This is a genomic window from Chloroflexus sp. (assembly GCF_056331925.1).
The window spans coordinates 60,061-83,736 of sequence record NZ_JBWGQH010000008.1 but is presented as its reverse complement, the minus strand read 5'-3'; the positions used below and the strand labels follow the sequence as shown (position 1 = coordinate 83,736).

The 23,676-nt window shown below is 55.5% G+C and carries 17 protein-coding genes; 10 read left to right on the top strand and 7 right to left on the bottom strand.

Going from position 1 to position 23,676, the window contains the following annotated elements:
* Positions 1 to 111: 111 nt before the first annotated feature.
* On the bottom strand, positions 112 to 3,153 hold the full coding sequence (locus tag AC01ZF_RS06030) for an ATP-binding protein (RefSeq protein WP_424676943.1): 3,042 nt from the start codon (positions 3,151 to 3,153) through the stop codon (positions 112 to 114).
* A complete protein-coding gene (locus AC01ZF_RS06025; protein WP_424676944.1) occupies positions 3,150 to 3,839 on the bottom strand; it encodes a phosphoribosyltransferase in 690 nt (229 codons plus the stop codon). Before AC01ZF_RS06025 ends, AC01ZF_RS06030 begins: the two co-directional genes overlap by 4 nt.
* Positions 3,840 to 3,988: 149 nt before the next feature.
* On the opposite strand from AC01ZF_RS06025, the gene AC01ZF_RS06020 reads away from it, so the two are divergent.
* The 4 genes from AC01ZF_RS06020 (at position 3,989) to AC01ZF_RS06005 (ending at position 10,865) form a co-directional block, all read left to right on the top strand.
* The gene (locus AC01ZF_RS06020) at positions 3,989 to 4,231 is read left to right on the top strand and encodes a cyclic-di-AMP receptor (RefSeq protein ID WP_424676945.1); all 243 of its coding nucleotides are present in this window, start codon (positions 3,989 to 3,991) and stop codon (positions 4,229 to 4,231) included.
* A 4-nt stretch (positions 4,232 to 4,235) separates the two neighbouring features.
* Entirely contained in the window at positions 4,236 to 5,462 is a 1,227-nt protein-coding gene (locus AC01ZF_RS06015; protein ID WP_424676946.1) for a glycosyltransferase family 4 protein, read from the top strand.
* Positions 5,463 to 5,647: 185 nt separating this feature from the next.
* Positions 5,648 to 6,853: an adenylate/guanylate cyclase domain-containing protein gene (locus AC01ZF_RS06010; protein WP_428132063.1), complete on the top strand. Its 1,206-nt coding sequence runs from the start codon at positions 5,648 to 5,650 to the stop codon at positions 6,851 to 6,853.
* A gap of 217 nt (positions 6,854 to 7,070) precedes the next feature.
* Positions 7,071 to 10,865 carry an AAA family ATPase gene (locus tag AC01ZF_RS06005; RefSeq protein ID WP_476575206.1) on the top strand — a complete coding sequence of 1,265 codons (3,795 nt, stop codon included), beginning with the start codon at positions 7,071 to 7,073 and terminating at the stop codon, positions 10,863 to 10,865.
* Positions 10,866 to 10,890: 25 nt separating this feature from the next.
* On the opposite strand, the gene dnaK is transcribed toward AC01ZF_RS06005, so the two are convergent.
* The 4 genes from dnaK to AC01ZF_RS05985 all read right to left on the bottom strand — a co-directional run bounded on the left by dnaK (position 10,891) and on the right by AC01ZF_RS05985 (position 15,842).
* Complete coding sequence (gene dnaK / locus AC01ZF_RS06000) at positions 10,891 to 12,771, bottom strand: molecular chaperone DnaK (RefSeq protein WP_424676949.1); 1,881 nt, start codon at positions 12,769 to 12,771, stop codon at positions 10,891 to 10,893.
* A gap of 101 nt (positions 12,772 to 12,872) precedes the next feature.
* On the bottom strand, positions 12,873 to 14,114 hold the full coding sequence (locus AC01ZF_RS05995) for a flavin monoamine oxidase family protein (RefSeq protein ID WP_424676950.1): 1,242 nt from the start codon (positions 14,112 to 14,114) through the stop codon (positions 12,873 to 12,875).
* Positions 14,115 to 14,149: 35 nt separating this feature from the next.
* Complete coding sequence (locus AC01ZF_RS05990; RefSeq protein WP_424676951.1) at positions 14,150 to 15,103, bottom strand: LysR family transcriptional regulator; 954 nt, start codon at positions 15,101 to 15,103, stop codon at positions 14,150 to 14,152.
* Positions 15,081 to 15,842: a TerC family protein gene (locus AC01ZF_RS05985; RefSeq protein ID WP_424676952.1), complete on the bottom strand. Its 762-nt coding sequence runs from the start codon at positions 15,840 to 15,842 to the stop codon at positions 15,081 to 15,083. Before AC01ZF_RS05985 ends, AC01ZF_RS05990 begins: the two co-directional genes overlap by 23 nt.
* A 246-nt stretch (positions 15,843 to 16,088) precedes the next feature.
* On the opposite strand from AC01ZF_RS05985, the gene AC01ZF_RS05980 reads away from it, so the two are divergent.
* From AC01ZF_RS05980 to AC01ZF_RS05965, 4 genes are all read left to right on the top strand, one after another.
* A complete protein-coding gene (locus AC01ZF_RS05980) occupies positions 16,089 to 16,586 on the top strand; it encodes a hypothetical protein (RefSeq protein WP_424676953.1) in 498 nt (165 codons plus the stop codon).
* 42 nt (positions 16,587 to 16,628) lie between these two features.
* Positions 16,629 to 19,727, top strand: coding sequence for an AAA family ATPase (locus AC01ZF_RS05975; protein WP_428111504.1), 3,099 nt, complete (start codon positions 16,629 to 16,631; stop codon positions 19,725 to 19,727).
* A 176-nt stretch (positions 19,728 to 19,903) separates the two neighbouring features.
* Positions 19,904 to 20,047, top strand: coding sequence for a hypothetical protein (locus tag AC01ZF_RS05970; RefSeq protein ID WP_424675385.1), 144 nt, complete (start codon positions 19,904 to 19,906; stop codon positions 20,045 to 20,047).
* A 4-nt stretch (positions 20,048 to 20,051) separates the two neighbouring features.
* Positions 20,052 to 20,882 (top strand): metallophosphoesterase family protein, encoded by an 831-nt coding sequence (locus AC01ZF_RS05965; RefSeq protein ID WP_424675384.1) that lies wholly within the window; start codon positions 20,052 to 20,054, stop codon positions 20,880 to 20,882.
* Positions 20,883 to 20,987: 105 nt separating this feature from the next.
* Here AC01ZF_RS05965 and AC01ZF_RS05960 read toward each other — a convergent pair whose 3' ends face one another.
* Positions 20,988 to 21,887, bottom strand: a complete 900-nt coding sequence (locus AC01ZF_RS05960) for a PIG-L deacetylase family protein (protein WP_476575205.1) — start codon at positions 21,885 to 21,887, stop codon at positions 20,988 to 20,990.
* A 146-nt stretch (positions 21,888 to 22,033) separates the two neighbouring features.
* Here AC01ZF_RS05960 and proC point away from each other — a divergent pair, with 146 nt between their 5' ends.
* Positions 22,034 to 22,852 (top strand): pyrroline-5-carboxylate reductase, encoded by an 819-nt coding sequence (gene proC / locus AC01ZF_RS05955; RefSeq protein WP_424675382.1) that lies wholly within the window; start codon positions 22,034 to 22,036, stop codon positions 22,850 to 22,852.
* A complete protein-coding gene (locus AC01ZF_RS05950) occupies positions 22,853 to 23,632 on the top strand; it encodes a hypothetical protein (protein WP_424675381.1) in 780 nt (259 codons plus the stop codon).
* Positions 23,633 to 23,676 lie beyond the last annotated feature (44 nt).

Here is a 23,676-nt window from a genome sequence, read left to right as displayed (position 1 = left end):
TTTACTACTCTCGAACGACTGCCGATCTACACCTACCCAAACCCGCTACGCGAGCGATCACGATGTCTCCGTCAACATGCAACGGCATTTTGCACGACGGCATATGTATCATCAACGCGGAACAGTCGCTTGATTGGATAACGCCGCTCGAACTTGGGCAATTGCCGCCAGTAGGCGTTGTCTGCCGCCCGCCTCGGCAATTGCTTGGGCTTCGGCCAGCCGTATCCGCGCTTCAGTCGGTGGTAAGAGCGGTGCCAGCCAAACCCGAATCTGGGCAGCCAGATGACGGGCGCCAAGCGTATCGGCTTGGGCTAATGCCGTCGAGAGGTAATGCACAGCACAGGTCGTATCACCATGTTGTAACGCGACTAAGCCAAGATTGGCCGTGATACCGGCTACCCGTTCAGGAATGCTGAATTGAGTGGCGAGTGCCAATCCCTGTTGGAAGCGAGCGGTAGCCGTCTCCAGATCACCTTGCGCCAACGCCACTTCACCGGCGGTCGAGAGCAGGTATGGCATAACCGAAAGCAAACCACCTTCTTCAGCCAGGCTTAATGCGGCAGTGATCAGGGACTCGGCAGCCGTGATTTCACCGAGCAGCAGACGATGATACGCCTGATTATTGCGAGCCAATACCCGCCACGTCAGCGCACTATCACCGGCTTCGTCAGCGACCTGTTGGGCCATCTCGTAGCGGGCAATGGCAGTAGTGAGATCTCCCTGCTGGGCGGCAATATTGCCTAGCTCAAACGAGACTTGAGCCAGAGCGGCTGCTTCAGCCGTCGGGCAAGCACGTAACACGGCTTCGGCCATCATTAACCGTTCGGTGGCAGCACCGAGATCGGCACCTTCCAACGAGAGCGCCGTCCCCCAGAGAAAAAGAGCTTCTGCCCGTTGACGTGGATCGATATCAGGATCGATCTGGCTCACCAAGGTAATCACATCGGCGTAGCGACCTTGCGGGATCAGGGCGTGGGCAAGCGCTAATCGCGCGACAACGGCTTCATGCGGGGTTAACGCCACACCCATCGCTTCACGAAAGGCTTCGGTAGCCAACCCCGCTGCACCGGCGTATAGCCGAGCATAGCCGAGTTTACGCAAGACGGTTGAACGTTGAGTTGGTAGCACACCGTCTAAAGCTTTGAGATAAAACTCTGCCGCTTCCGGCCACGCTGCCAACGCAGCGGCTCGTTCGGCGGCCCGCAACGCATAGCCGGCCGCCCGTTCCGGCCAACCACCCTCAGTAAAGTGAAACACAATTTGCCCGGCTACCTCGTCAATCCGATCGCGATACAACGCCTCCAAAGCTTCACCTACGCGCCGATGGAGCATACGGTGACGCAGCTCGCCGAGATTCCGATAGACCACTTCCATAGTCAAAGGATGATCGAAACGAAACCGACCATCGCTAAGCGGCAACACCAAACGAGCGGCCAGCAATTCATCGAGTGCGTCCAGCGTTGCCTCTTCGGAAAGCGCGGCGACCTTCGTGACAACAGTAAAGGCGAAATCACGACCTACGACAACCGCTGCATCGAGCACGCGCCGGGCCGCACCTGATAACCGACTGAGGCGCGCTTCGATGAGATGATACACACTCTGCGGAACCACCGATTGAGCTGAGAATGCACTTAGATCGACCATGCCATTAGGTGTCAGCCAACCGGCAATACGCGCGTAGCGCACCAGTTCGGAAACGATGTAGGGATTTCCTTCTGCATTACGCTCTAACCAATCGGCGAGTGGATGGGCAAAGGTCGGACTTAGCTGGCGGGCAATCGTCAAAATTGCAGCCGGTGCCAGCCGTTCAAGTACGACACGCACGAGGCGCTCTTCCCGGATTAAAACACGGATGAGATGAGCAAGGGTGCTACGCGGTTCGGGAGGGCGAGTCGTAGCGATAACCGTTAATGCGACATCGGTACTACGCCGCAACAGATAGCCGAGCAAGCCTAAGGTACTTGTATCAGCCCACTGAAGATCATCGATCAGGAGGTACACCGGCCGCTGGCGGGCCAACTCGTTTAAGAAGCGGGCAATCGCTTCCCACAACCGCGCTTCATCGGGTGGTGTAGTCGGCGGTAGCGCCAGGTCGGGCACCAACCGCCCTAGTTCATGCCACCAGATCGGCGCCAACAGTAGTCGACTATGCAGCGCAGGCCATTCAGGCCGAGCTACAAACGCAGCAAGAGCAGTGCGGATAGGATGGTAGGGTAAATTCTGCTCAAGTTCACGGGCACTCCCGCTCAGCACTAGCCCACCACAACGGGCAAGAAACTCCTCGGCGAGTCGCGTCTTACCAATTCCGGGCACACCTTCAATCAGCAGTAAACGACCGGGCTGGGCTTCTGTTTGTAACAATGACAGTTCGGTATCACGGCCAATAAAGGGCAGCACACCGTTCAGTGATACCGCACTCAAACGCACCGGAGCCGACGTACCGGGAAGAGTATCGGTAATAATCGCATCGTACAGCGCCTGCGTTTCGCGCATCGGTGACACACCCAACTCTTGGTCAAGCAGATCGCGAAACTGCTCAAACCGACGGATAGCACCTACCCGATCACCGTTCAGATACGCCAAACGCATCGCATCACGCTGCACATCCTCTTGTAGTGGATCGATACTCAACGCCACATCAAGCGCATGCAGTGCAGCCGCCAAATCGCTGCGCTGTTCATACAAACGGGCCAGCCGTAACCAACCACGCCCAACCAGCACCTGCGCTTGTTCACGCACACCGGTGAGCCACGACTGAAACGGCTCACTGTCGGGCAGATCAAACCCGGCTAACACCTCGACGGCATGTGTTGGCAATGCCGACGTTAACATCTGTACCGTTGCGTGCGGATCGGCAAGTACGGCTTGCAGCGTGCGCAGATCAACCGTTGCCGTCAGCGCCAAGTGCTCATCATCGGCAACTAGCGCATCACCGAGGACTTGCCGAACGGTGTAGAGCGTTGAACGCAGCAGTTGTTGAGCAGAGCTGCGTTCGTGGTCGGGCCACAACAAGATCAACACCTGCTCCCGCCGCACCGGCTGCGTATGTGCTGCAAGGTAGTAGAGCAGTGCCCGACTGCGCCGGCGTGACAATACGACCGGCTGATGGTTACGCAATACCAGCGGCGAACCAAAAAGCTGAACAGTAATCATGCATGTTCTGGCGATGATGTAGTACTCAGCGAACGACTAGCCTGCAACAAACGTCGCACCTCATCATCACTCGTTTGGCTAAAGTCTTCGTACCAATAACTCAGAGCATAAAACGGTTCAACCACCATCACCGCGATCACATCATCGGCCACCGCGCGTAACATCCGCACGGCTGCTTTGCTGGCGACCGGCACGGCTACGGTGATCCAACGAGGATGCTGTAATCGCACACATTTTACTGCTGCATGCATCGTGGCACCGGTCGCCAAACCGTCGTCGATCAGAATCACCGTCTTATCCTGCAACTCAGGTGGCGGATTCGAACCGCGATACGCACGAGTACGCCGCTCAATCTCGGCCTGTTCGAGGACTGTCACCTCCTCGACGACATGAGGAGGAATGTTCAACTCAGCGATGATATCGTGATTCAAGACGCGCGCACCTTGCTCGGCAATTGCCCCCATGGCTAATTCTACTTGACCGGGCACCCCCAACTTGCGCACCAGCAACACATCAAGTGGTGCAGACAACGCTTGTGCTACCTCATACGCTACGGGAACACCACCGCGTGGTAAGGCCAACACCTGCAAATGCGGGCGACCGGCGTAGTGGCTCAAAGCCCATGCCAGAGCACGTCCGGCGGCGCGACGATCGAAAAACCGCTGTGACACGACGGGAGCCGGCATAGCACCACCTCCTTTCAGCGGGCAACAGCAAACCGGCTACCACGATCATAGCATACCGCCTGTTGCCCAACAATACAACAAATTGACGATGTGGCAGCGTCTCCGTATAATCTCGGCAGCAGTAGATGGTCGAGCGGGAAAGGTTCAGTATGAAACTGATTGTGTTTGTGGTGGAAGACTCTCACGCCGATGCCGGTGTTGATGCGCTTGTCACTGCCGGTTTTCGTGTAACCCGACTGGCGACGACCGGTGGTTTCTTACGGCGTGGGAATACGACTCTGTTAGTTGGTGTGGAGGACTCGCAAGTAGATCGCGCCCACGAAATTATGCAGCGCACTGCACCGGGCACCCTTGCCATTACGATGGATCTTGAGCGTTACGAGCGGTTGTAAGCCTGTGCGCATTCTCTATTTAGCCTCTGGCATTCCGGTACCGGGGACATTGGGCGGCAGCATCCACACCTTGGAAGTTGCGCGTGGGCTGGCTCAACGCGGTCATGACGTTCACGTGGTCGCAGCGAGCCATGAGCTGCCGCTCAGTCATGTTCGGCTCCGGCCAATGCGTCAACTCACCGCACAGTCGTGGAATGGTTTTACTCTCTACCATCAAGACATCCCCAAAGCCCTTAGCCTACTGGGAACGGCGGCAATTATCAAGCTCACAAAGCAACTCCGGCCCGATCTGATAATGGAGCGCTACTACAACTTTGCCGGCGCCGGCCTCATCGCTGCCCACCGACTCGGCATCCCGGCACTGTTGGAAGTAAACGCCTTGATCGTTGATCCGCCGGAGATTCTCAAACGACGGATCGATGACGCGCTCGGTGGGCCATTTCGACGCTGGGCAGAACAGCAGTGTCGTTGGGCGAGTCGGATTGTGACGCCGCTGCACACAACGGTACCGGCTAGTATTCCACGGACAAAGATTGTTGAATTGCCCTGGGGCGCAAACGTCGAGATGTTCATGCCGCCGGCGGCGCCGCCCCCCGGCCCGCCCAACATTGTGTTTATCGGCTCATTTCGGGCGTGGCACGGCGTGCAAGACTTCGTGCACGCGGCGCGGCTCTTGATTGAACGCGGGCACGCCTACCGCTTCACGCTGATCGGCGACGGCCCTGAACGCGCCGCCGCCGAGACGTTGGCCGCACCATACCGGCAACGGTTCACCTTCACCGGCGCGATGCCACACGAACGGCTGCCGGAACTATTGGCGCAGGCCCACCTTGGGGTTGCACCCTTCAATACCGCACCACATCCTGCCTTACGTGCTGCCGGCTTTTTCTGGTCGCCACTGAAGATTTACGAATACATGGCCGCCGGTCTGCCGGTCGTCACGGCGGCGATCCCGCCGCTGAACACTATCATCCGGGAAGGGACGGAAGGGGCACTCTTCCGGGAAGGCGATATCGCCGATCTGGCCGCCGCCATCGAGCGCGTGCTGGCCGACCCTGCTGCTGCCTTTGCGATGGGGCAACGTGCGCGAGCGCGCGTCGTTGCCGAATTTTCGTGGCAACGACATTGTGCCGAGCTAGAGCAAATTGGAGAAGCTTTGATCAAAGCGAACTCTCACTATATTTTAAGAGAAACAGGTGAAAGAGAGAGGGGGGCGCCGCCATACGGTTAGGATCAAAGCGAACTCTCACTATATTTTAAGAAAAACCCAATAATATTGTGTTATCTTAACCGACAACAACGAGTGATTCATCACTTGTTTGTGCGGTATCCTTCGTTTCACCAAGAGAACCTACTATGCATACCGTACCAAATCTGGTCGAACGTCGACTCAATGGCTCATTCATTACGCATTATATGCTCGAACTCTTCGGAAACTCCATTCATTTTGCCCTTGCTAACATTTTACTTGAATCGCTTATCGACTATCAAAGTGATTACTTCCTCTCGTTTGATCCGTACATTCTTCTCCTCAGCAGTTTGATCCAAGGGTATTTCTTGACGATATATAGCACCAAATCGCCTTTCTACCGCTTCATTGGCAATCTCATTGCCCCATCACTATACATCACCATCGAGCTTTCAATCGAAGGCGTGAATTTTTGGAATGATCTTAATCATAGATTTTATCCGTTGTTTGGAGCCTTGATCGGCCTTACTCAATTACTTCAAGGGGTTACCAACCGTAAACTGATCAAAGATTTTCTGATTATTATTGAGAACATCATCCGTACCGGAATTATCTTTTTGATGTACTATATTTTTGAAACGCACGCCAATCCCAATCAGACGAAAAACCTCACCATGTTTTTTTCCGATACCAGTCACCAGTTCATCGGATTATCCCTGCTCTTTTTCGGTGTGGCAATCGGCTTAGCCAATGCAACGAGCCAACATTATCTAGGTCTACTCCGTGATACCACGGCCAAATTAAAGACCTTTTCGGAGTGGCTGCTTGGGCGTGAGCTGCTCAACACCTCCCTTACTCAACCGGAATTGCTGCATCAGCAACGTCAACAGCGAACGATTATGTTTATCGATATTCGTGGCTTTACGCAATGGAGTGAAGCCCATTCACCGGAAGAAACAGTTACGCTGCTCAGTCAGTATTACTGTGCAGTTGAAGATGTGTTAGATCGATATCAGGTCGTTAAATGGAAAATATCGGCTGACGAGGTGATGGCAATCTTTACTCAGCCCCTTGAAGCAGTACGGGCTGCTGCCGAGATCCAACAACAGATCACACCACTCCTTGCGCCCGAACAGTTAGGTGCTGGCATTGGGTTACATTGTGGTCAAGTGGTCGAAGGATTGTTGGGCAGCGACACCATTAAGTTCTATGACGTGATAGGCGACACAGTCAATACCACTAAACGAATCGAGAGTGCTGCCGGTAAGGGCGAAATCTTGATCTCGGAACCGCTGTATCAGCATGTTAAAACCATCTTTGCCAGCGATCGCTCACGTCAGCTTCACGTGAAGGGAAAGGCGCACCCGCTTACGGTTTACTCGCTCACCGAAACAGCATCGCAGCCGGTTGTAGCGGTTCCTGCTTCCGCTTGATCGGGCTGCATCGCTCCACAATATTCGTTCATCACTCAATACACCCTCGGCGAAGGTGGTCTGTGACCAATCGATCATCTTCGCTTGCGTTGCAGCCTACTCTGATCCATAATCAAATAGATCAAACAATGATTTGCGACCCAAAATGTATCCAGATCGACCTCCACCGATGATCACTTATTTGAGAAGCGGTAAGCGAAGGTGTGGATGATCGGCCATGATGCTTGCTCACCTCAGTGAACTCGCCTGCTATCTTCCCGGCCTCATTCGACGCCGGCTGCAAAGTCTGGGGGTCGATGGGCAGCTCGAACCGGCGCTAGAAACATGTTCAGCAGCCATTCTGGTGGCCGATCTATCGGGTTTCACTGCGCTTACCGAACACTTAACGCAGACGAATCCGGCAGGTGCAGAAGAACTGACGCAAATTCTCGACCTCTACTTTGGGCATCTGGTGCGGATTGTCACGGCGCATGGCGGCGATGTTATCAAATTTTCCGGTGATGGTCTGATTGCACTGTGGTACGGCGATGAGTCGTTGACGATCCTTACCCGACGTGCCGTGCAATGTGGACTGGCAATTCAGATGATGATGGCGCCGGCAGTATGGAGCACGGCAGTGATTGATGAGCAAGCCCGCCGACTGCGTGCCCGGGTCGGGATTGGTGCAGGCGAAGTCACGATCATGCATCTCGGTGGAGTATTTGGGCGGTGGGAATTACTGATTACCGGCGACGCAGTTCAAGAAGCGGGAGCAGCGGAAGCAGCAGCACCACCGGGTGAGGTGGCCTTAACGAACACTGCGTGGGAACTCGTGCGGCAATGGTGTGAAACCGTACCGCTGCCGAATGGACATCGGAAGCTAACCGCCCTGCTCGATGATGTGCCGTTACAGGCGTTACGCGAGGTCGAAATAGTACCGGAACAGATCGAACTTCTGCGCGCATACGTTCCCAAAGCGATCCTCACGCGCATCGACGCCGGGCAGAGCGCATGGCTCGCCGAGCTACGGTACGTGACCGTTCTCTTTATCCATTTAGGTAGCCTCACCGCCGAGACTCCCCTCCCGGCAGCACAAGTCGTGATTCGGGCCATTCAGACCTGTTTGTACCGCTACGAAGGTAGTATCAATCGGCTTGGTACCGATAGTAAGGGGCCGACATTATTGGCGGCTTTCGGCTTACCACCGTTTGCGCACGAAGATGACACCCTGCGCGGTGTATTAGCGGCTCAAGACATTGTGCAAACATTGACCGATCTGGGCTTCACCTGTGCAATCGGTGTAACCAGCGGGCAAGCGTTGTGCAGTTCGGTCGGAGGGCAAGAACGGCGCGAATATACGATGATGGGTACGGTTGTCAATCGAGCCGCACGACTGATGCAGGCAGCCCGTCAGCACAACGTACCAATTTTGTGTGACGGTGAGACGGTCGCTGCGTGTCGTGAACATATCAGTTTTAGCGCTTTGCCGCCATTGCACCTCCGCGGGATTCCCGATCCGGTCAACGTCTTCCAACCGCTACCGCCGACACCGAACGGTCATCATCAACAGATCACGATGATTGGCCGGCGTAGCGACAAGCTGATCGGGCGAGCAAGCGAGTTGGCATTTCTCCAGGACCGACTCGCAGATTTACGCCAAGGACGCGGCGGTGGTGTTCTCATCACCGGTGAAGTCGGTATCGGCAAATCGCATCTCGTACAGACATTTCTCGTGCAGGCACAAAGCCAGGATGTGGTTGTATTGAGCGGCATCGCCCGACCCATCGATCGCAGTCCGTATAACACCCTGCGGACCTGTCTCCCCAGCCTCCTCGGTGATCCACGTCTAACCCATCTGACGGATACGGTTTACGAGGTTGCCAACGAATTGTGGCCGACCACGTTAAGCGGCCAGGCAATCCAACCAACAACCTTAGCACCGGCCCACGCCGAGCGATTACGAGAGAGTTTGATCAGCCTACTCATCAGTGCTGCCACTCGTGTACCGCTTGTCCTTGTCATTGAAGACATTCAGTGGCTCGACGAAGCGACGTGGGTTTTGCTGGCCGCATTGCTCGATCGGCGTCCCCCCATCTTGCTGGTCACCACCGGACGACCACCACTGAACCAGATGGAAGTGCAGCGCCGACTGATTCATCACCCATTGATCGAGCATATCAAATTAAGCGGCCTGAGCCCACCGTTGGTTCACGATCTCCTTGCTCAAATCTTTGGTGTTGAGCATGTCGATGAGGCAATCTGGCGTATGATTGCCGACCAGACGCAAGGCCATCCGTTTTTCAGTATCGAATTGGCTAAAGCCCTGCGTGATGCGGGATTAGTCATGCGCCAGCAGGGTATCTGCCGATTTGTACCAGGTGCGAGCAGTACGGCCAACCAGATGGTACGCCTGCCGGCAACTGTGCAGGGATTGATTACCAGCCGGTTTGATCAGTTAGCACTCGATCAGCAATTGACGCTCAAAGCAGCCAGTGTTATCGGAGTTGAATTTGACACGACCACGTTAGCTGCCATTCACCCGACCAATCTGAACGAACAGCAACTGATCGGGCAGCTCTTCGAGTTACAACAGTCCGGTCTCATTTTGCTCGAACGCCTTGAACCTCATCCGTTCTACGCTTTTCGTCCGGCAGCGGTTGCCGAAGCGATCTACAACCTCATGAGTTTTGCGCAGCGTCGACAACTTCATGGACGTTTGGCAGAGTATCTTGAGCAAACCGTCGGTCACGATCCGCTCCAAGCGACAACGATTGCGTATCACTGGCAAGCAGCCGGTGAGCCGATCCGTGCTCGTCCGTATCTTGATCGTGCGGGTGAATTAGCCCTCTATACCGGTGATTATGCACGGGCTATCGAACTGCTCAGTCAAGCCAATCAGATCGGTAATGATCTGCAACCGCAAGTGCGTGGGCGACGCGAACGAATGCTTGCGGAAGCGTTTTACGGGCAAGGGCGACTAGCCGAGAGCTATCGCTGTTTACAGAGCGCATTTACCCACCTAGGGTTGCCGTTACCGGAGGCACGACGAGCAATGCTCTGGCCAGCATTAGCAGAAATTATGCGGCAGAGTTTGCGTCTGTTTGACATCCGTTCGCAACTGCTACCAGACGGCATACACCTTCTTGAGATTGCACGAGCAACCACTTTACTCGTCCAGCTTGACTACTATCAACGTGATCCGATCACCCTCGTTCATAGTACCTTGCGAGCATTAACCTTCGCCAATGCCATCGGCTTAGCGCACGCACGGGCACGGGCATATGCGCATATGAGCATCATCCTCAACCGCTTGCCGGTTCTTGCCGGTAGGTACCGACGAAAATCGATGCAGCTCGCCCAAGCGTTAGGTGATCCGGCTACCGTCGCGTGGATCGCGCAAGCCCACGGGTTAGCTGCGCTTGGCCGTGGGGACTGGAAGCGAGCACAGGCCGCATTGCAACTTGGTTTGACAATTGCCGAGGAGATCGGCGATACCCGCCGCTGGGTCGAATGTCGCGCCTTATTGAGCATAGTACAGGTGCGCACCGGTCAGATTGCCGCTGCGCTGGCCGGTTCGTCCGAGATTTTGGCCTATGGCGAACGCAGCCGTGATCATCAGGTGCAAATTTGGGGTCGCTTAAGCGCCGTCGAGATTTATCTGATTACCGGTAATCTGCCGGCAGCGATCAATGAATGGCAAGCGGCGAGCAATTTGTTTACCGATCCAAACCGAGTTAGCCGTGCCGATCAGATTTGGCATACTGTGCTCGCTGCCCGGATCGCGTTGCTGAACAGCGCAACTCAGCAAGCCTACGAATTGGCGCTGCAAGCCCTCGACCAAATCGATCAAGCTCCTCCCCTGGCAATCTACCTTTTGCGCAGCTATGAAGCGCTAGCCCAAATGTCACTACCGTGGCGAAAACGCTGGGAAGCACGCCTCATTCGCTGGCAAGTAGGATTATTCTTCCCAATCGCGACGAAAACCACCCCGCTCACGAGTGAACAGGGCAAAAAAAAGGGACGGGTACGATGACCCGTCCCGAGCGGCGTACCGTCGCTTAGTTCACGGTATACTCACCTTCGACGACCCCATCATCCTTACGGCCACTGCCACTACCGCCGGTGCCTGGGGTAGCACCGTCACCGTAAACCGCCTGCGAGATCTTAAACACCGCCTGCTGCAACTCGTTCGAGAGTTGCTGAATGCGGCTGCGCTCCTCCTTAGCAATAGCCTCGCGCAGGTCTTTGATCAGGTTCTCGATCCGGCCGCGCTCGATGCTATCGATCTTGTCACCTAGCTCATTGAGCGACTTCTCGGCCTGATAGGCGAGGCTATCGGCCTGATTCTTCAGCTCAACCAGCTCACGGCGTGCCTTGTCTTCAGCAGCGTGGAGCTGCGCCTCGCGAACCATCCGCTCCACTTCCTCTTTCGAGAGGTTAGTGCTGGCGGTGATCGTAATCCGCTGCTCCTTACCGGTCGCTTTATCACGCGCGCTCACATTTAATATGCCGTTTGCATCAATATCGAACGTTACCTCGATCTGCGGCACACCACGCGGCGCCGGCGGAATACCTTCGAGGCGGAAGCGACCCAGCGAGATATTGTCAGCCGCCATCTCGCGCTCACCCTGCAAGATGTGGATATCAACCGCCGTCTGGCCATCGGCTGCGGTCGAGAAGATTTCAGTCTTGCGGGTCGGGATGGTCGTGTTGCGCTCGATCAGCTTCGTCATCACGCCACCGAGCGTCTCCACACCGAGCGACAGCGGCGTCACGTCAAGCAGCAGCACGTCTTTGACTTCACCACCCAGCACGGCAGCCTGGATCGCAGCGCCAACCGCCACTACTTCGTCTGGGTTGACACTCTTGTTCGGCTCTTTGCCGAGCATCTTGCGCACCAACTCTTGCACGACCGGCATGCGGGTTGAACCACCAACCAGTACCACTTCATCAATCTGGCTTGGCTGCAAGCCGGCATCTTTCAGCGCGCGCAACACCGGCTCGCGCAGACGTTCGGTCAGGTGCGCCGTCAACTGCTCGAACTTAGCCCGCGTCAACTTCATCGCCAGATGCTTCGGCCCACTGGCATCAGCCGTGATGAAGGGTAGGTTGATCTCAGTCTCCATCATCGAGCTGAGTTCCATCTTGGCCTTTTCCGCCGCCTCTTTGAGCCGTTGCAAAGCTTGGCGGTCTTTGCTCAGGTCAATGCCCTGATCTTTGCGGAATTCATCGATGATCCAGTTGACGATTGCGGCATCGTAGTCGTCACCACCAAGATGGGTATCACCACTCGTAGCCTTGACCTCGATAACACCATCACCAACCTCGAGGATACTCACGTCGAACGTACCACCACCGAGGTCGAAGACGAGGATGGTCTCATCTTTCTTCTTATCAAGGCCGTAGGCCAGTGCCGCAGCCGTCGGCTCGTTAATGATGCGCAATACTTCCAGCCCGGCAATCTTACCGGCGTCTTTCGTCGCCTGGCGCTGACTATCGTTGAAGTAGGCCGGCACCGTAATCACCGCCTGAGTCACCGGCTCACCAAGGAAGGCCTCGGCGTCAGCTTTGAGCTTCTGCAAGACCATTGCCGAGATCTCCTGCGGTGCATACTCTTTGCCGGTCTGTGGTACATAGATACGCACGTCGTTACGCGGCCCCTTCACAACCTTGAAGGGTACCCGCTCACGCTCTTCAGTTACCTCATCAAACGAGCGACCAATAAACCGCTTCACCGAATAGAGCGTATTTTCTGGGTTAATCGTTGCTTGACGCTTCGCAGTCAAACCGACTAACCGTTCACCGTTCTTCGTAAAAGCCACGACCGACGGTGTCGTGCGGTTGCCTTCGGCGTTGGGAATGACAACTACATCACCGCCTTCCATCACCGCAATGCACGAGTTGGTCGTGCCCAAGTCAATTCCCACAATCTTGCCCATAGTAATGGCCTCCCATCGCAATGTTGTCGTACACCCTACGGGGCGTTGTTGTTTCTGTGTGTAGTGTACCTATTTTCTAGCAACGATACACTAGCGGGATGTTAGAGGTGTGTTTGAATCTGCGCTTGACGGGCCAACAAGATCTGACGCGCCACCCGGCGCCCACTCTCAAACGCACCATGTACGGTAGCGATCTCAGCCCCGGTGACGGTCGCTTCGCCGGCAAAGAAGATTGGATCGAGCGGAGTAGCGAGCACGGCACGTGCCGCCGGTGTTGTCACTGCACTGTAGGTGTATGCCCCCCGACTCCACGGATCGTTTGACCAGTCGATCAACCGACCATTACGATAGTAGGCTGCCGCGTCAACTTGAAACAAGGTGCTCAGTTCTTCGAGGGCAACTGTTATTGCTCTGGCTTCACCTAACTCGGACACCACCACCGCCTGCTGCCCACCCGTGTAGCCCATCAATGTCGGTACATGCGCACTCGTAACCGGCCACCACGTGGCAATGGTGTTATTAGTGCTAAGCACAGTGAAAGATGTCCAAAACTGCCGATCAAACCAAAGGACCAACTTGGTGACGTGGCCCATTGGAATAGCGTGAATCGCAGCTTGCTTGTCAGCCGGCAGCGGTGGATCGAACCGCAGGTGACCGGCTTGCAACAGCGACACCGGTACGGTAATGACCACGCGGCGAGCCTGAAGTCGGCGCTCATCGGCAAGGATGACGTCAACCTGCTTGGCCGACCAAACCACGTTCGTCACGGCCGCCCCTAGCTCAATCGCAATCCCGGCACAGAGCGGATCGAGTAACCGGTCATAGCCACAATCAATGTGAAAGTTATCTTCACCCATAGTACTCAGCCGACGCTCACGGGAGAGAGCTGTCGCACTCAAACGAGTTAAGTCGGCCCCTTCGAGATTTGCCAGCCAGCGCCCAATGAGCGTCTGCACGTATGGTGACGGCGACAGTCGCGCAATCAAGTCGGCGACACTCACTTCGGGGCCACGATATTGGCAGATTTGCCGGTACAGTTGATAAACCGCTTGCACGACCGGATCGGTATCGGTCAGCATCTGGCCGTCTAACGCAAACCGACGGTCGCGTCCCCAGCGTGACGTGCTAAGACCGATCCGTTGCACCAGTTCCCACGTCGCAGCGCGATGACCGTGAATAAATTCGGCGCCAAACTCAACCGGCCCGTAGCTCCGGTCGGTCCAGATCCGACCACCAATGCGCTGCCGCGCCTCAACGACGAGCACGTTGCAGCCGGCGGCGTGCAAGGCATGGGCTGCGGCTAAACCGGCGATACCGGCGCCAATAATGATCACATCGTACATAAAACCTCATACTATCAGGTTGCTGTAGCTCGGCATTACGTCGTCAATCCCAACTGCAAGAGCACTGAGCGCGTTTTTTCACCCAACAACGTCTCGTACATAAGATCGACAACGTGTGCCGGTGCGCGTTCACGTAGCCGAACGAGATGCCATTCTTGGGCCACCGGTTGACCGGCCAATGCGATAATGCCCAGCCGTTCAAGCCGAGCGGGCAACAGACTAACCGGTAAGAACGCTAACGCTATGCCAGCCTCAACGGCGGCCCGTAGGAGCAGGGGGCTATCAGCCTCCAAGGCGATGCGGAGATCGGGCACGTTAACACCACGACGGCGTAAGCCGTCTTCGAGCACGCGCCGTAACGGATGACCGACACGTGGTAAGGCCAAGGGGTAGTCGTGTAAGATACCGGCTGGGACCTGCTCCGCCGGCAAAAGCGGATGCCCGGTCGACGCAACCAGCACCAACCGTTCAACGGCCAACAATCGCGTCTCGAAGCCACGCCGTCTCGGTGTATCATTCACCAACACCAGATCGAAGAGCCGCTCACCAAGACCTTCTAACAATTGGTCAGCGGCTTGTACCGCAACTTCAACGGTAACTGCCGGGTACTGACGCTGAACCACCGCCAGTGCATACGGCAGAAATGCTTCAGCCCCACCGGCGACACACCCCACCCTGACCCGCCCACCGATCTGACCGCGGAGTGCGCTCACGGCCTGCACCGTTCGTTCGGCCATAGCTACCAGTTCCCGCGCATTACTGAGTAACTGCTCACCGGCCAGTGTAAGCACCATCTGTTGTCCGCTACGCCGGAACAAGCGCACCCCACCCATCTGCTCCTCAAGGGTACGGATTTGCTGGCTGACCGCCGGTTGCGACATATGCAGACGTTTAGCTGCCGCTGAAAATGAACCGGTTTCCACGACGGCCAAAAAAGTTTGCAGATGAACGGTATTCAACATCGCCTTAATGACCGAGCTTCGTCGCATCGTAGCGTTGGTGTAACTGGACCGGTTGCCGTGCTTTGGCCTTTGCCGCTACCCGCAAGTTGAGCATCTCGACCATCACCGAGAAACCCATTGCGAAATAGATATAACCTTTGGGGATGTGCAATTCAAAGCCCTCGGCCACTAGCGAAAACCCGATTAATAAGAGAAAGCTGAGGGCGAGCATCTTCACGGTTGGATGATCGTTGACGAATTTGGCAATTCCTTCGGCAAGAAAGAGCATAACTCCAACCGCAATGATCACCGCTGTCATCATTACCCATAACTCATTGGCCATACCTACAGCAGTGATCACCGAATCGAGCGAAAAAACAATATCGATCAGGATAATTTGGATCACCACCGCCTGCAATGTCGTCACGGCGACCGATTGCTCACCGTGTTCAGTGCCTTCAAGCTTCTCGTGGATTTCGGTAGTGGCTTTGTAGATCAAAAATAAACCACCCCCCAACATAATCAGACTACGTCCGGTGACATGCCACGGACCGACCTCAAAGAGAGGCTGTGTGAGACTGGCAATCCAACTGATTGACAACAGCAGCAGTAATCGGGTGATGAGCGCAAGCGATAATCCGATCTGCCGCGCCGGGCGTTGTTGTTCCATTGGGAGTTTACCTGCTAAAATGCTAATAAAGATGATATTGTCAACGCCCAACACGATCTCCATAACGGTAAGTGTGATCAACGCCAAGAGATTCTCGACCGAAAAGATAGTTTCCATAATTGTTTGCAACACCTTTTCCATCTTATATTCACCATACACCGTGCTATATGGTAGCACTCAGCAACCGACCGGTCAACGTTCGATCGCGAATTGGTATAATGACGGTGACACAAAGTTGGTCTGCCGGCGTTGACACATCTGACTTAGACGGTAAGGGCTGTACCGAACACCGAATATCAAGGTATTATTGGTTGTGCTTACCTCAAACAATCTTGAGTTTCATACTGGATCTAGGAACAGATTATGACGTGGCAATTAGTTCAAGGCAGTCCTGATCTTGTTACTGTGCGCTTTATTCCATGGCTCACATGGAGTTTTGCGGCTCTCGTCATCTACGGCGTAACGACGATTGTGCAATCGATTATTACACGCGGGCAAGGCATTACGACCGGTGAAATAGTAACGCTTGTTTTACTACTTGGCATGATGATCTTTACTCTGATCACCGGTGGGCAATTCGGCCTGTGTCGGATCGACCGCCGACACGGTCTCTTGTCCGTGACATCGTATGGGCTGCTCGGTCGCTCGTACCAAGAACGTCCGCTGGCCGACGTTAAAGGATTAGAAGTGCGCTTGCTCCGGCGTGCCCAGTATCGGCTGCTGGTGGCTTTACGTTCGGGTGAACGACTACCACTCGCGCCGTTTTATCTGGTGAGCTTTAACGACCGCAGTATTCGCTCGATTGCGAAAGCCCTCGGCGTTGAACCGGAATTGATACAGGAAAAGCGTTCGTTTCGTTGATCATACGCTGCACAATGGTACGGTGAGAAAACACGTATCGGTATGATTCCAATCCAGCTTTCACTGCGAAACTTTATGTGTTACCGTACCGACGACGACGGTAAACCACTCCGCCTCGAACTTGATGGTCTCCACGTGCTGTGTTTGTCAGGCGAGAATGGGGCAGGCAAATCGACCCTACTTGACGCGATCACGTGGGCTTTGTGGGGGGAAGCCCGTAGTGCCGACGATGACCTGATCACACAAGGTGAGACCGAGATGATGGTCGAGCTGATATTCGCCCTTGATGGTCGCACATACCGGGTGATTCGTCAGCGCCAACGTGGGCGAAACACCGGCAAAGGTACGAGTGCCGGAAAGACATGGCTCGATCTGCAAATACTAGACGGCACGCAGTGGCGACCAATCGGCGAAAATACCATCCGCGAGACGCAGGCCAAGATCGACACTCTGTTGCGGATGTCATACCGTACCTTCATCAATGCGTCGTTTCTGTTGCAAGGTCAGGCCGATAAGTTCACCAGTGCTTCAGCCGCCGAGCGTAAACAGGTGCTGGCCGAGATTCTCGGTCTAGACGAATATGCCGAGCTTGAACAACGTGCCCGTGAACGGGTGCGTACCCTCGAGGCTGAGACGATCAGGGTACGTGGTCAGCTTGAATCGTTGCAACCGACTGCTGCCAAAGTACCGTTCTGGCAAGAGGCGGTGATCAATGCCGAACAACAACGGCTGCGTTTGCAAGCGGCTTACGCTGAGTTAGAGGCGGAATATACCGTTGCCGTCAATCGGCTCCGCGAGTTGGAAGCCCTCGCCCAACGTCATCGTGAACTCCTCGACCGAATTACGTCTTTGCATACCGACATTCAGCGTTACAACCGTGAATTGCACGAATTAGACCAACGGATCGCTCATGACGAAAGTATCATCGCCCGTCGCTCAGTGATCCAAGCCGGTCTCGCCGAACTGACAACCGCTCGTGCCGAATTGGAACGTCTCAGGCAAGTGCGCGACCAGTACAATACGCTGATGATGCACCGAACCGAGCTGAAACAGGAACTCAAGACGGCGTTCTACGAATTGCGCGAGCGTCTATCTCGTGCCGAACAAGAACGTGAACGCCTGTACACTGCGGTAACCCGCTTCGCCGAATTACAACAGCGAGTCGCTACCTTGCAGCACCGTCTACACGAATTGGCACCGGTGCATGCGCGCATGGCACACCTCCAAGACCAACGGATCGCTATTGAACAACAACTGTCGCACCTGAAAGAACTCACATACCGACAAACGATGCTCAAAGACCAGCTTGACCAGCGCCGCGTTGCGCTCAAGAACGAGCAGGATCGTTTGCAGCAAGATCGGCAACGCCTCGACCGTCAACTCGCCGACGTTGCCCGGTGGCGGGTTGCGCTTCAGGAAGCGCAAACGGCCCTTGCCGCGTTACGTGCTCTGGAAGAGCAGCAGTTGCTGCACCGTCGGCGTGAACAAGAGATTGTCGAAACACTTGGGAAGGCACGGGCTACTGCGGTGCAGGCACAACAAGCGATGGATAAACTACGGGCAAATCAGGCTCTGCTGGCTACCGGTAGTGGTGAATGCCCGGTCTGCCGCCACCGGCTCGATCCTGCTGAAACTGAACACGTGATGGCTCACTATGCCCACGAGCTAGCAGCGCTTCAGCACGAGGAAGCACGTGCATTGGCAACGGCGCAAACCGCCGAACAAGCATTGGCAACCGTGCGCGCCACGATTGCGGACAACGAGCAAGAACTGGCCAAGTTACGCCGACAAGCTGCCGCTATCGAGACGCTGGAACGTCAACTGGCGCAAGCTACTGCTTGGGAACAAGAACGGAACGATATTGTCCAGCGACTCACAGCTCTTGAAGCGAAACTTGCCACCGACGAGATCGATCCGCCGCTCCAAGCCGAACTCGCTGCGGTCACCGCACAACTGACACAGTTTGACCACATAACCGGTCTCCAAAACGACTTGGCGATGATCAACGACGAACTAACCGCCTGTGAGCGCCAACTGCGTGAACAGAGCCGTCTCGAAGGTGAACTCGATAGCTGTCAACGCGAGCTAGAACGCTTGCAAGATGCCTCGGCCAAACTTCCCGACGTCGAGGCAGTCGTCGCCGAACTCCAACGCCAAATCGAGACTAACGACTTCGCCCACGAGATTCGGAGCGCCGGACGGCAAGTGGAAGCCGAGATCGCAGCTCTCAACTACCAACCCGAATTACTCGAGATGGCCGAGGCGAAGATTCGTTCTTTAACGCATTGGGAACAGGAAGAACGGGAATTGATATTGGCTGAACAACGCTACTCCGGCGAACTAAAACTTCGTTCGCAGACGCAAACGCTGCGCGATCACGCCGAGCATAAGCGACAAACACTGCAAGCAGAGGCGGATACATTAGCTAACGAACTGACCAAACTGCCGCTCGTGCAAACCACCGTTACCCAGATCAAACAACGTCTAGACGAAACTGCACGTGCATTGCAGATTGCTGAGCGCGATCTGACCGAAAAGCAGACGTACCTCCGACAGGCAGAGGCTGCCGCTGCGCAATTAGAGACATTGCAAGCTCAGGAACGACAGCTTCGCGAACGCAGCGCACTCTTTGCCGAGCTGGCCGAAGCCTTTGGCAAAAAGGGGGTGCAGGCGATGTTGATCGAAACCGCCATCCCCCAAATCGAAGACGAAGCTAACAGCTTGCTGGCCCGCTTGACCGATGGGCAGATGCATCTGCGCTTCGAGATGCAGCGTGACACCAAAAAGGGTGATACGGTTGAGACGCTCGATGTGCGTGTTGCCGATGCCCTCGGTACACGCGACTACAAGGCGTTCAGCGGCGGCGAGGCTATGCGGGTCAACTTCGCCATTCGGATTGCGCTTTCTCGTCTGCTTGCTCACCGCGCCGGTGCGCGCCTTGAAACACTGGTGATCGATGAAGGATTCGGTACTCTCGACGCCGATGGCCGTGAGCGGATGGTAGAAGCAATTACGGCGATTCAACAAGATTTTGCCCGTATTATCGTCATTACCCACATCGACGATCTCAAAGATCGCTTTCCGGCAACGCTTGAAATCCGCAAGACGCCTGCCGGTAGTCGGTGGGAATTGCGCGGGTAATGCGATCCTAAGGCCTAAGCTGATATCATTGTGGCAAGTAACTTGCCGCATTACCCATCACCACGCTGTGCAATCGGTCATCTATAGACGCTGTTCTACGCTAACTGATGAAATTGTTCGTATAATGATGTTGGTTGTGCAATGGCGTTGTGCAATCATCAAGAAAGGCTTTTCCGATGGAAATCATCCCTACCCTGCTCAAATACACCTTTGTAGCGGTTGTAGCCGTTGAAGGCGTATTAATTTTACGTGCTATCATCACCCTCGCCCGCGAGAAAGCACGTGCTGCGGCTACACCATCATCGACTGTCGAGGAGTAAGGTTGTGGCATTCCGTATCCTACATATCTCCGACGTTCACACCGGCCCGCCGTTCAACCCTGCCGCTGCCGAACGCTTGATTGCCGATGCACACACTCTCAAACCCGATCTGGTGGTCATTTCAGGCGATTTCGTGCAACGGGCCGACTTTGCCGCTCAGTGGCGTGCTGCCCGTATCCTGCGAGAACGCCTCCCAGAACCGCAACTGGTGGTGGCCGGGAATCACGACGTGCCGCTCTTTAACTTGCCCGAACGCCTGTTGAATCCGTTACGCCGGTATCGACAACAGATCTCACCTGACTTGAACCCTGTCTTTACTGCACCCGGCCTCGCAGTTGTCGGTGCGTGTACTGCCCATGGCTGGACAGTAGACGGCGGGAAGCTTTACCCCAACCAAATGATGGCGTTGCGTCAGCGCCTCACCCAATTCGGCCCTGATGTCTACAAAATTGTGGTCTGGCATCATCCGGTCGCGTTGCCACCCACCTATCGGCGTAAGCGGGTAACGATCAGCAACGCCCATGAAGCGATTCGTCTGCTTGATGAGTTGGCCGTCGATCTCCTGCTCTGTGGTCACTTGCACATCAGCTTCGTCGGTAATACCCGTGACTTCCAGCCCAATGTACGTCACGGCACCTATATCGTGCAGAGTGGCACCACCACTTCACGACGCGGCTATGGCCTTGAGCACGGCATGAATACCTGCAATCTGATTACCATCGAGCATGACGGTGCGCGCGTACAGCATCTACGGCTCGATCAACACGGTGACGGGTTCCGCCCCTTCGCCGAGCATTGGCTTCCACGACAGACAGTGACAGTGACCGGGTCTTGACCATTTGCGCAATATTCCTATTCCCGATGACCGTTCTGCCAAGCTCCAGCGTCATCTGACAATCATTGAGCGTATGTATCACCGCCAGGTAGGAAATTTGCCGTCCTACCACACCACGCCGGCAAACAGATCATCTTCGCGCACATCATCGGTGGCCGGTGGATACGCCCGCATAAACGTATCAGCACTGCCGAGCAACCTCACAATAGTGCTTAACGGGCCACGGGTAAACGGTCCACCACCACCCTGACTCAGATGTGCTGCTGCCGCCGCCTGTACCTGCTCACGGACAGCGGTCGTATCGATCCGGGCATGGGTCGGAAACGCAACGTCTGCCAGTTTGGTCAGATCGACATCACGATTACGGCCAAACGCACGTGGATCTCGTCCGAACAGCGGCATCAACCGCACGACTAGGCGCAAGAGACGGCGCGAAAAGGTAGTGTAGTAGAGCTTCTGTGGCACGTAAGCCGGTCCTGCCGATGGGTAAGCCGACGGATTGCCGGCAGCGTGGAAGGCAGCAACGGTCGCTTCGTGGATGGCGATATGGTCGGGGTGGCGATACCCACCGATTGGGTCGAAGGTGATCACGACTTGCGGATGCAGTTGGCGAATACGCCGCACAATCTGCTCAACCACCTGTTCACGCGGTTGGTTGATCAGCGCGTCAGGATGGGTATTGGCCGCGGTTCCGGGCATCCCCGAATCACGGTAGCCCAATAACGTCACACTGCTCAGACCAAGCACCTCGGCTGCCCGCAATAGTTCAGCGCGTCGCAATTCTGCCACCGATTGGTAGCCGTTGAGCAGTGCTGGATCGACAGTACCCTCTTCGCCACCGGTTGCACAAATCAGATGCACCGCCGCCCCCGACCACGCATACCATGCTAATGTACCGCCCGGACCGAAGCTTTCATCGTCAGGGTGAGCAAAAACGGCTAATAATGTGGGACGAGTATCGATGATTGTGGGTCGCAGGATTATCGTTTCTGGTTGTGAACGCATAGTTGCCTAGAGAGATGAGAGCCTTCTTCAGAGCAATCGCTTATCATCAAGCCTATCGGCTACTATGGTATCATACCCCACAGAACTACAGATGTTGTCGGTCATGTGATGGAAGAGTGACCAATTGTTTGCACAGGTGATCATGTATGCTTACTGACTTGCCAATTGCCGTGATCGGCGCCGGTGCAATGGGTGAAGCAATCATCGGCGGTCTTTTGCGCAACGAACTCGTCACACCCGATCAGATACTAGCCAGCCATCCCCGCGACGATCGCCGGCGCGACCTCGCTCATCGCTACGCGATTCACACAACCCACGACAATCTCGAAGCAGCTAAATGGGGGCGGATTGTCATTTTTGCCGTCAAACCACAACAGTTACAACGCATTTTACCGCCATTACGTGGTGCAATCCGCGACGAAGATCTCGTGATCTCGGTGATTGCCGGTGTCACCATCACTACATTTGCCGAGGCCCTCGATCACCAAGCTATCGTGCGGAGCATGCCAAATACGCCTGCCCAAATCGGTGCCGGTATGACGGTATGGACGGCGGCGCCCGCCGTGACCGAGCATCAGCGGAGGTGGGCAACGACAGTACTCGGTGCACTGGGACGTGAGCTGTATGTTGATAACGAGACGTATCTCGATATGGCTACTGCGATTAACGGGACGGGGCCAGCTTACGTCTTTTTGATGATGGAAGCGATGATCGACGCCGGCGTCCACCTCGGCTTATCGCGCCGCATCGCCGAGGAGCTGGTCCAGCAGACGATGCTTGGTTCGGTACAGTACGCAATGCAGAGTGGTCTCCATCCGGCACAGTTGCGCAATGCAGTCACCTCACCTGGCGGCACCAGCGCTGCGGCACTGAGCGAACTTGAACGGGGTGGATTACGGACAGTGCTGGCCGATGCGATCTGGGCTGCTTACCGTCGTTCGGTTGAATTGGGAAGGCAGGGCTAGATGGCAGTAAGTTATGCACGTGTACGATTAACGACCGAAGACGACCGGCGCTACCGCGCTTATGTCGAGAAATTTAAGCTCCAACGCAAAAATCAGAAGGCGATCCGCCCCCCCCGCCAACGTGACATTTTTGGTGGGCAAGCTGAAGCTGCCCTACGCGACTGGCTGGCGACGCAGGTATCGCTCGACGAGCGTCGCATTCTCGAATACGAAGAACGGCGCAATCGTACCGCGCAGATTAAGTATCGCGAACTTGATGCCTTAGCTATTGTTGACGGTGTGGCGTGGGTATTCGAGATCAAAGCCAGCCGCACGGCCAGTGCTTTACGTCGTGCTGTTGCGCAACTGAACGAGACACGCCAGATTTTGCACCTGCTTTTCCACCGCGTCGGCGTAACGATTCTGCTGGTCGATACCGGCATTCCCGTCGATAGCGCTGCTGCTGACGCATTGATGCAGAGCGATCGACCACCGCCACGCCGACCCGAACCTCTTGCCGAAGTACTTACCGCGCTGCCCCAACTTCAGATCATCGATACGTTGGCGGTGCGCTCGGCCGATGACGATCAGGTCAACCTCATGCTGTTTAGCGTTGACGACATCATCGCGCTGGTCGGAGCCGAGAATCTAGCGTTGAACTGGGAAGAAGACGATCTCTACGACGAATTGGACGACGAACCACCACCGGCCACGACTCTCTTTGCCAGTAGCGGCGACGATGACGATAACGATGATGATAATCCACTAGCCGCCGCGTTGCGCAAGGCTGGATTACGCTAACTACGTCAGACAAGTTCTGCTATTGCCCGATCTCCACCGTGACT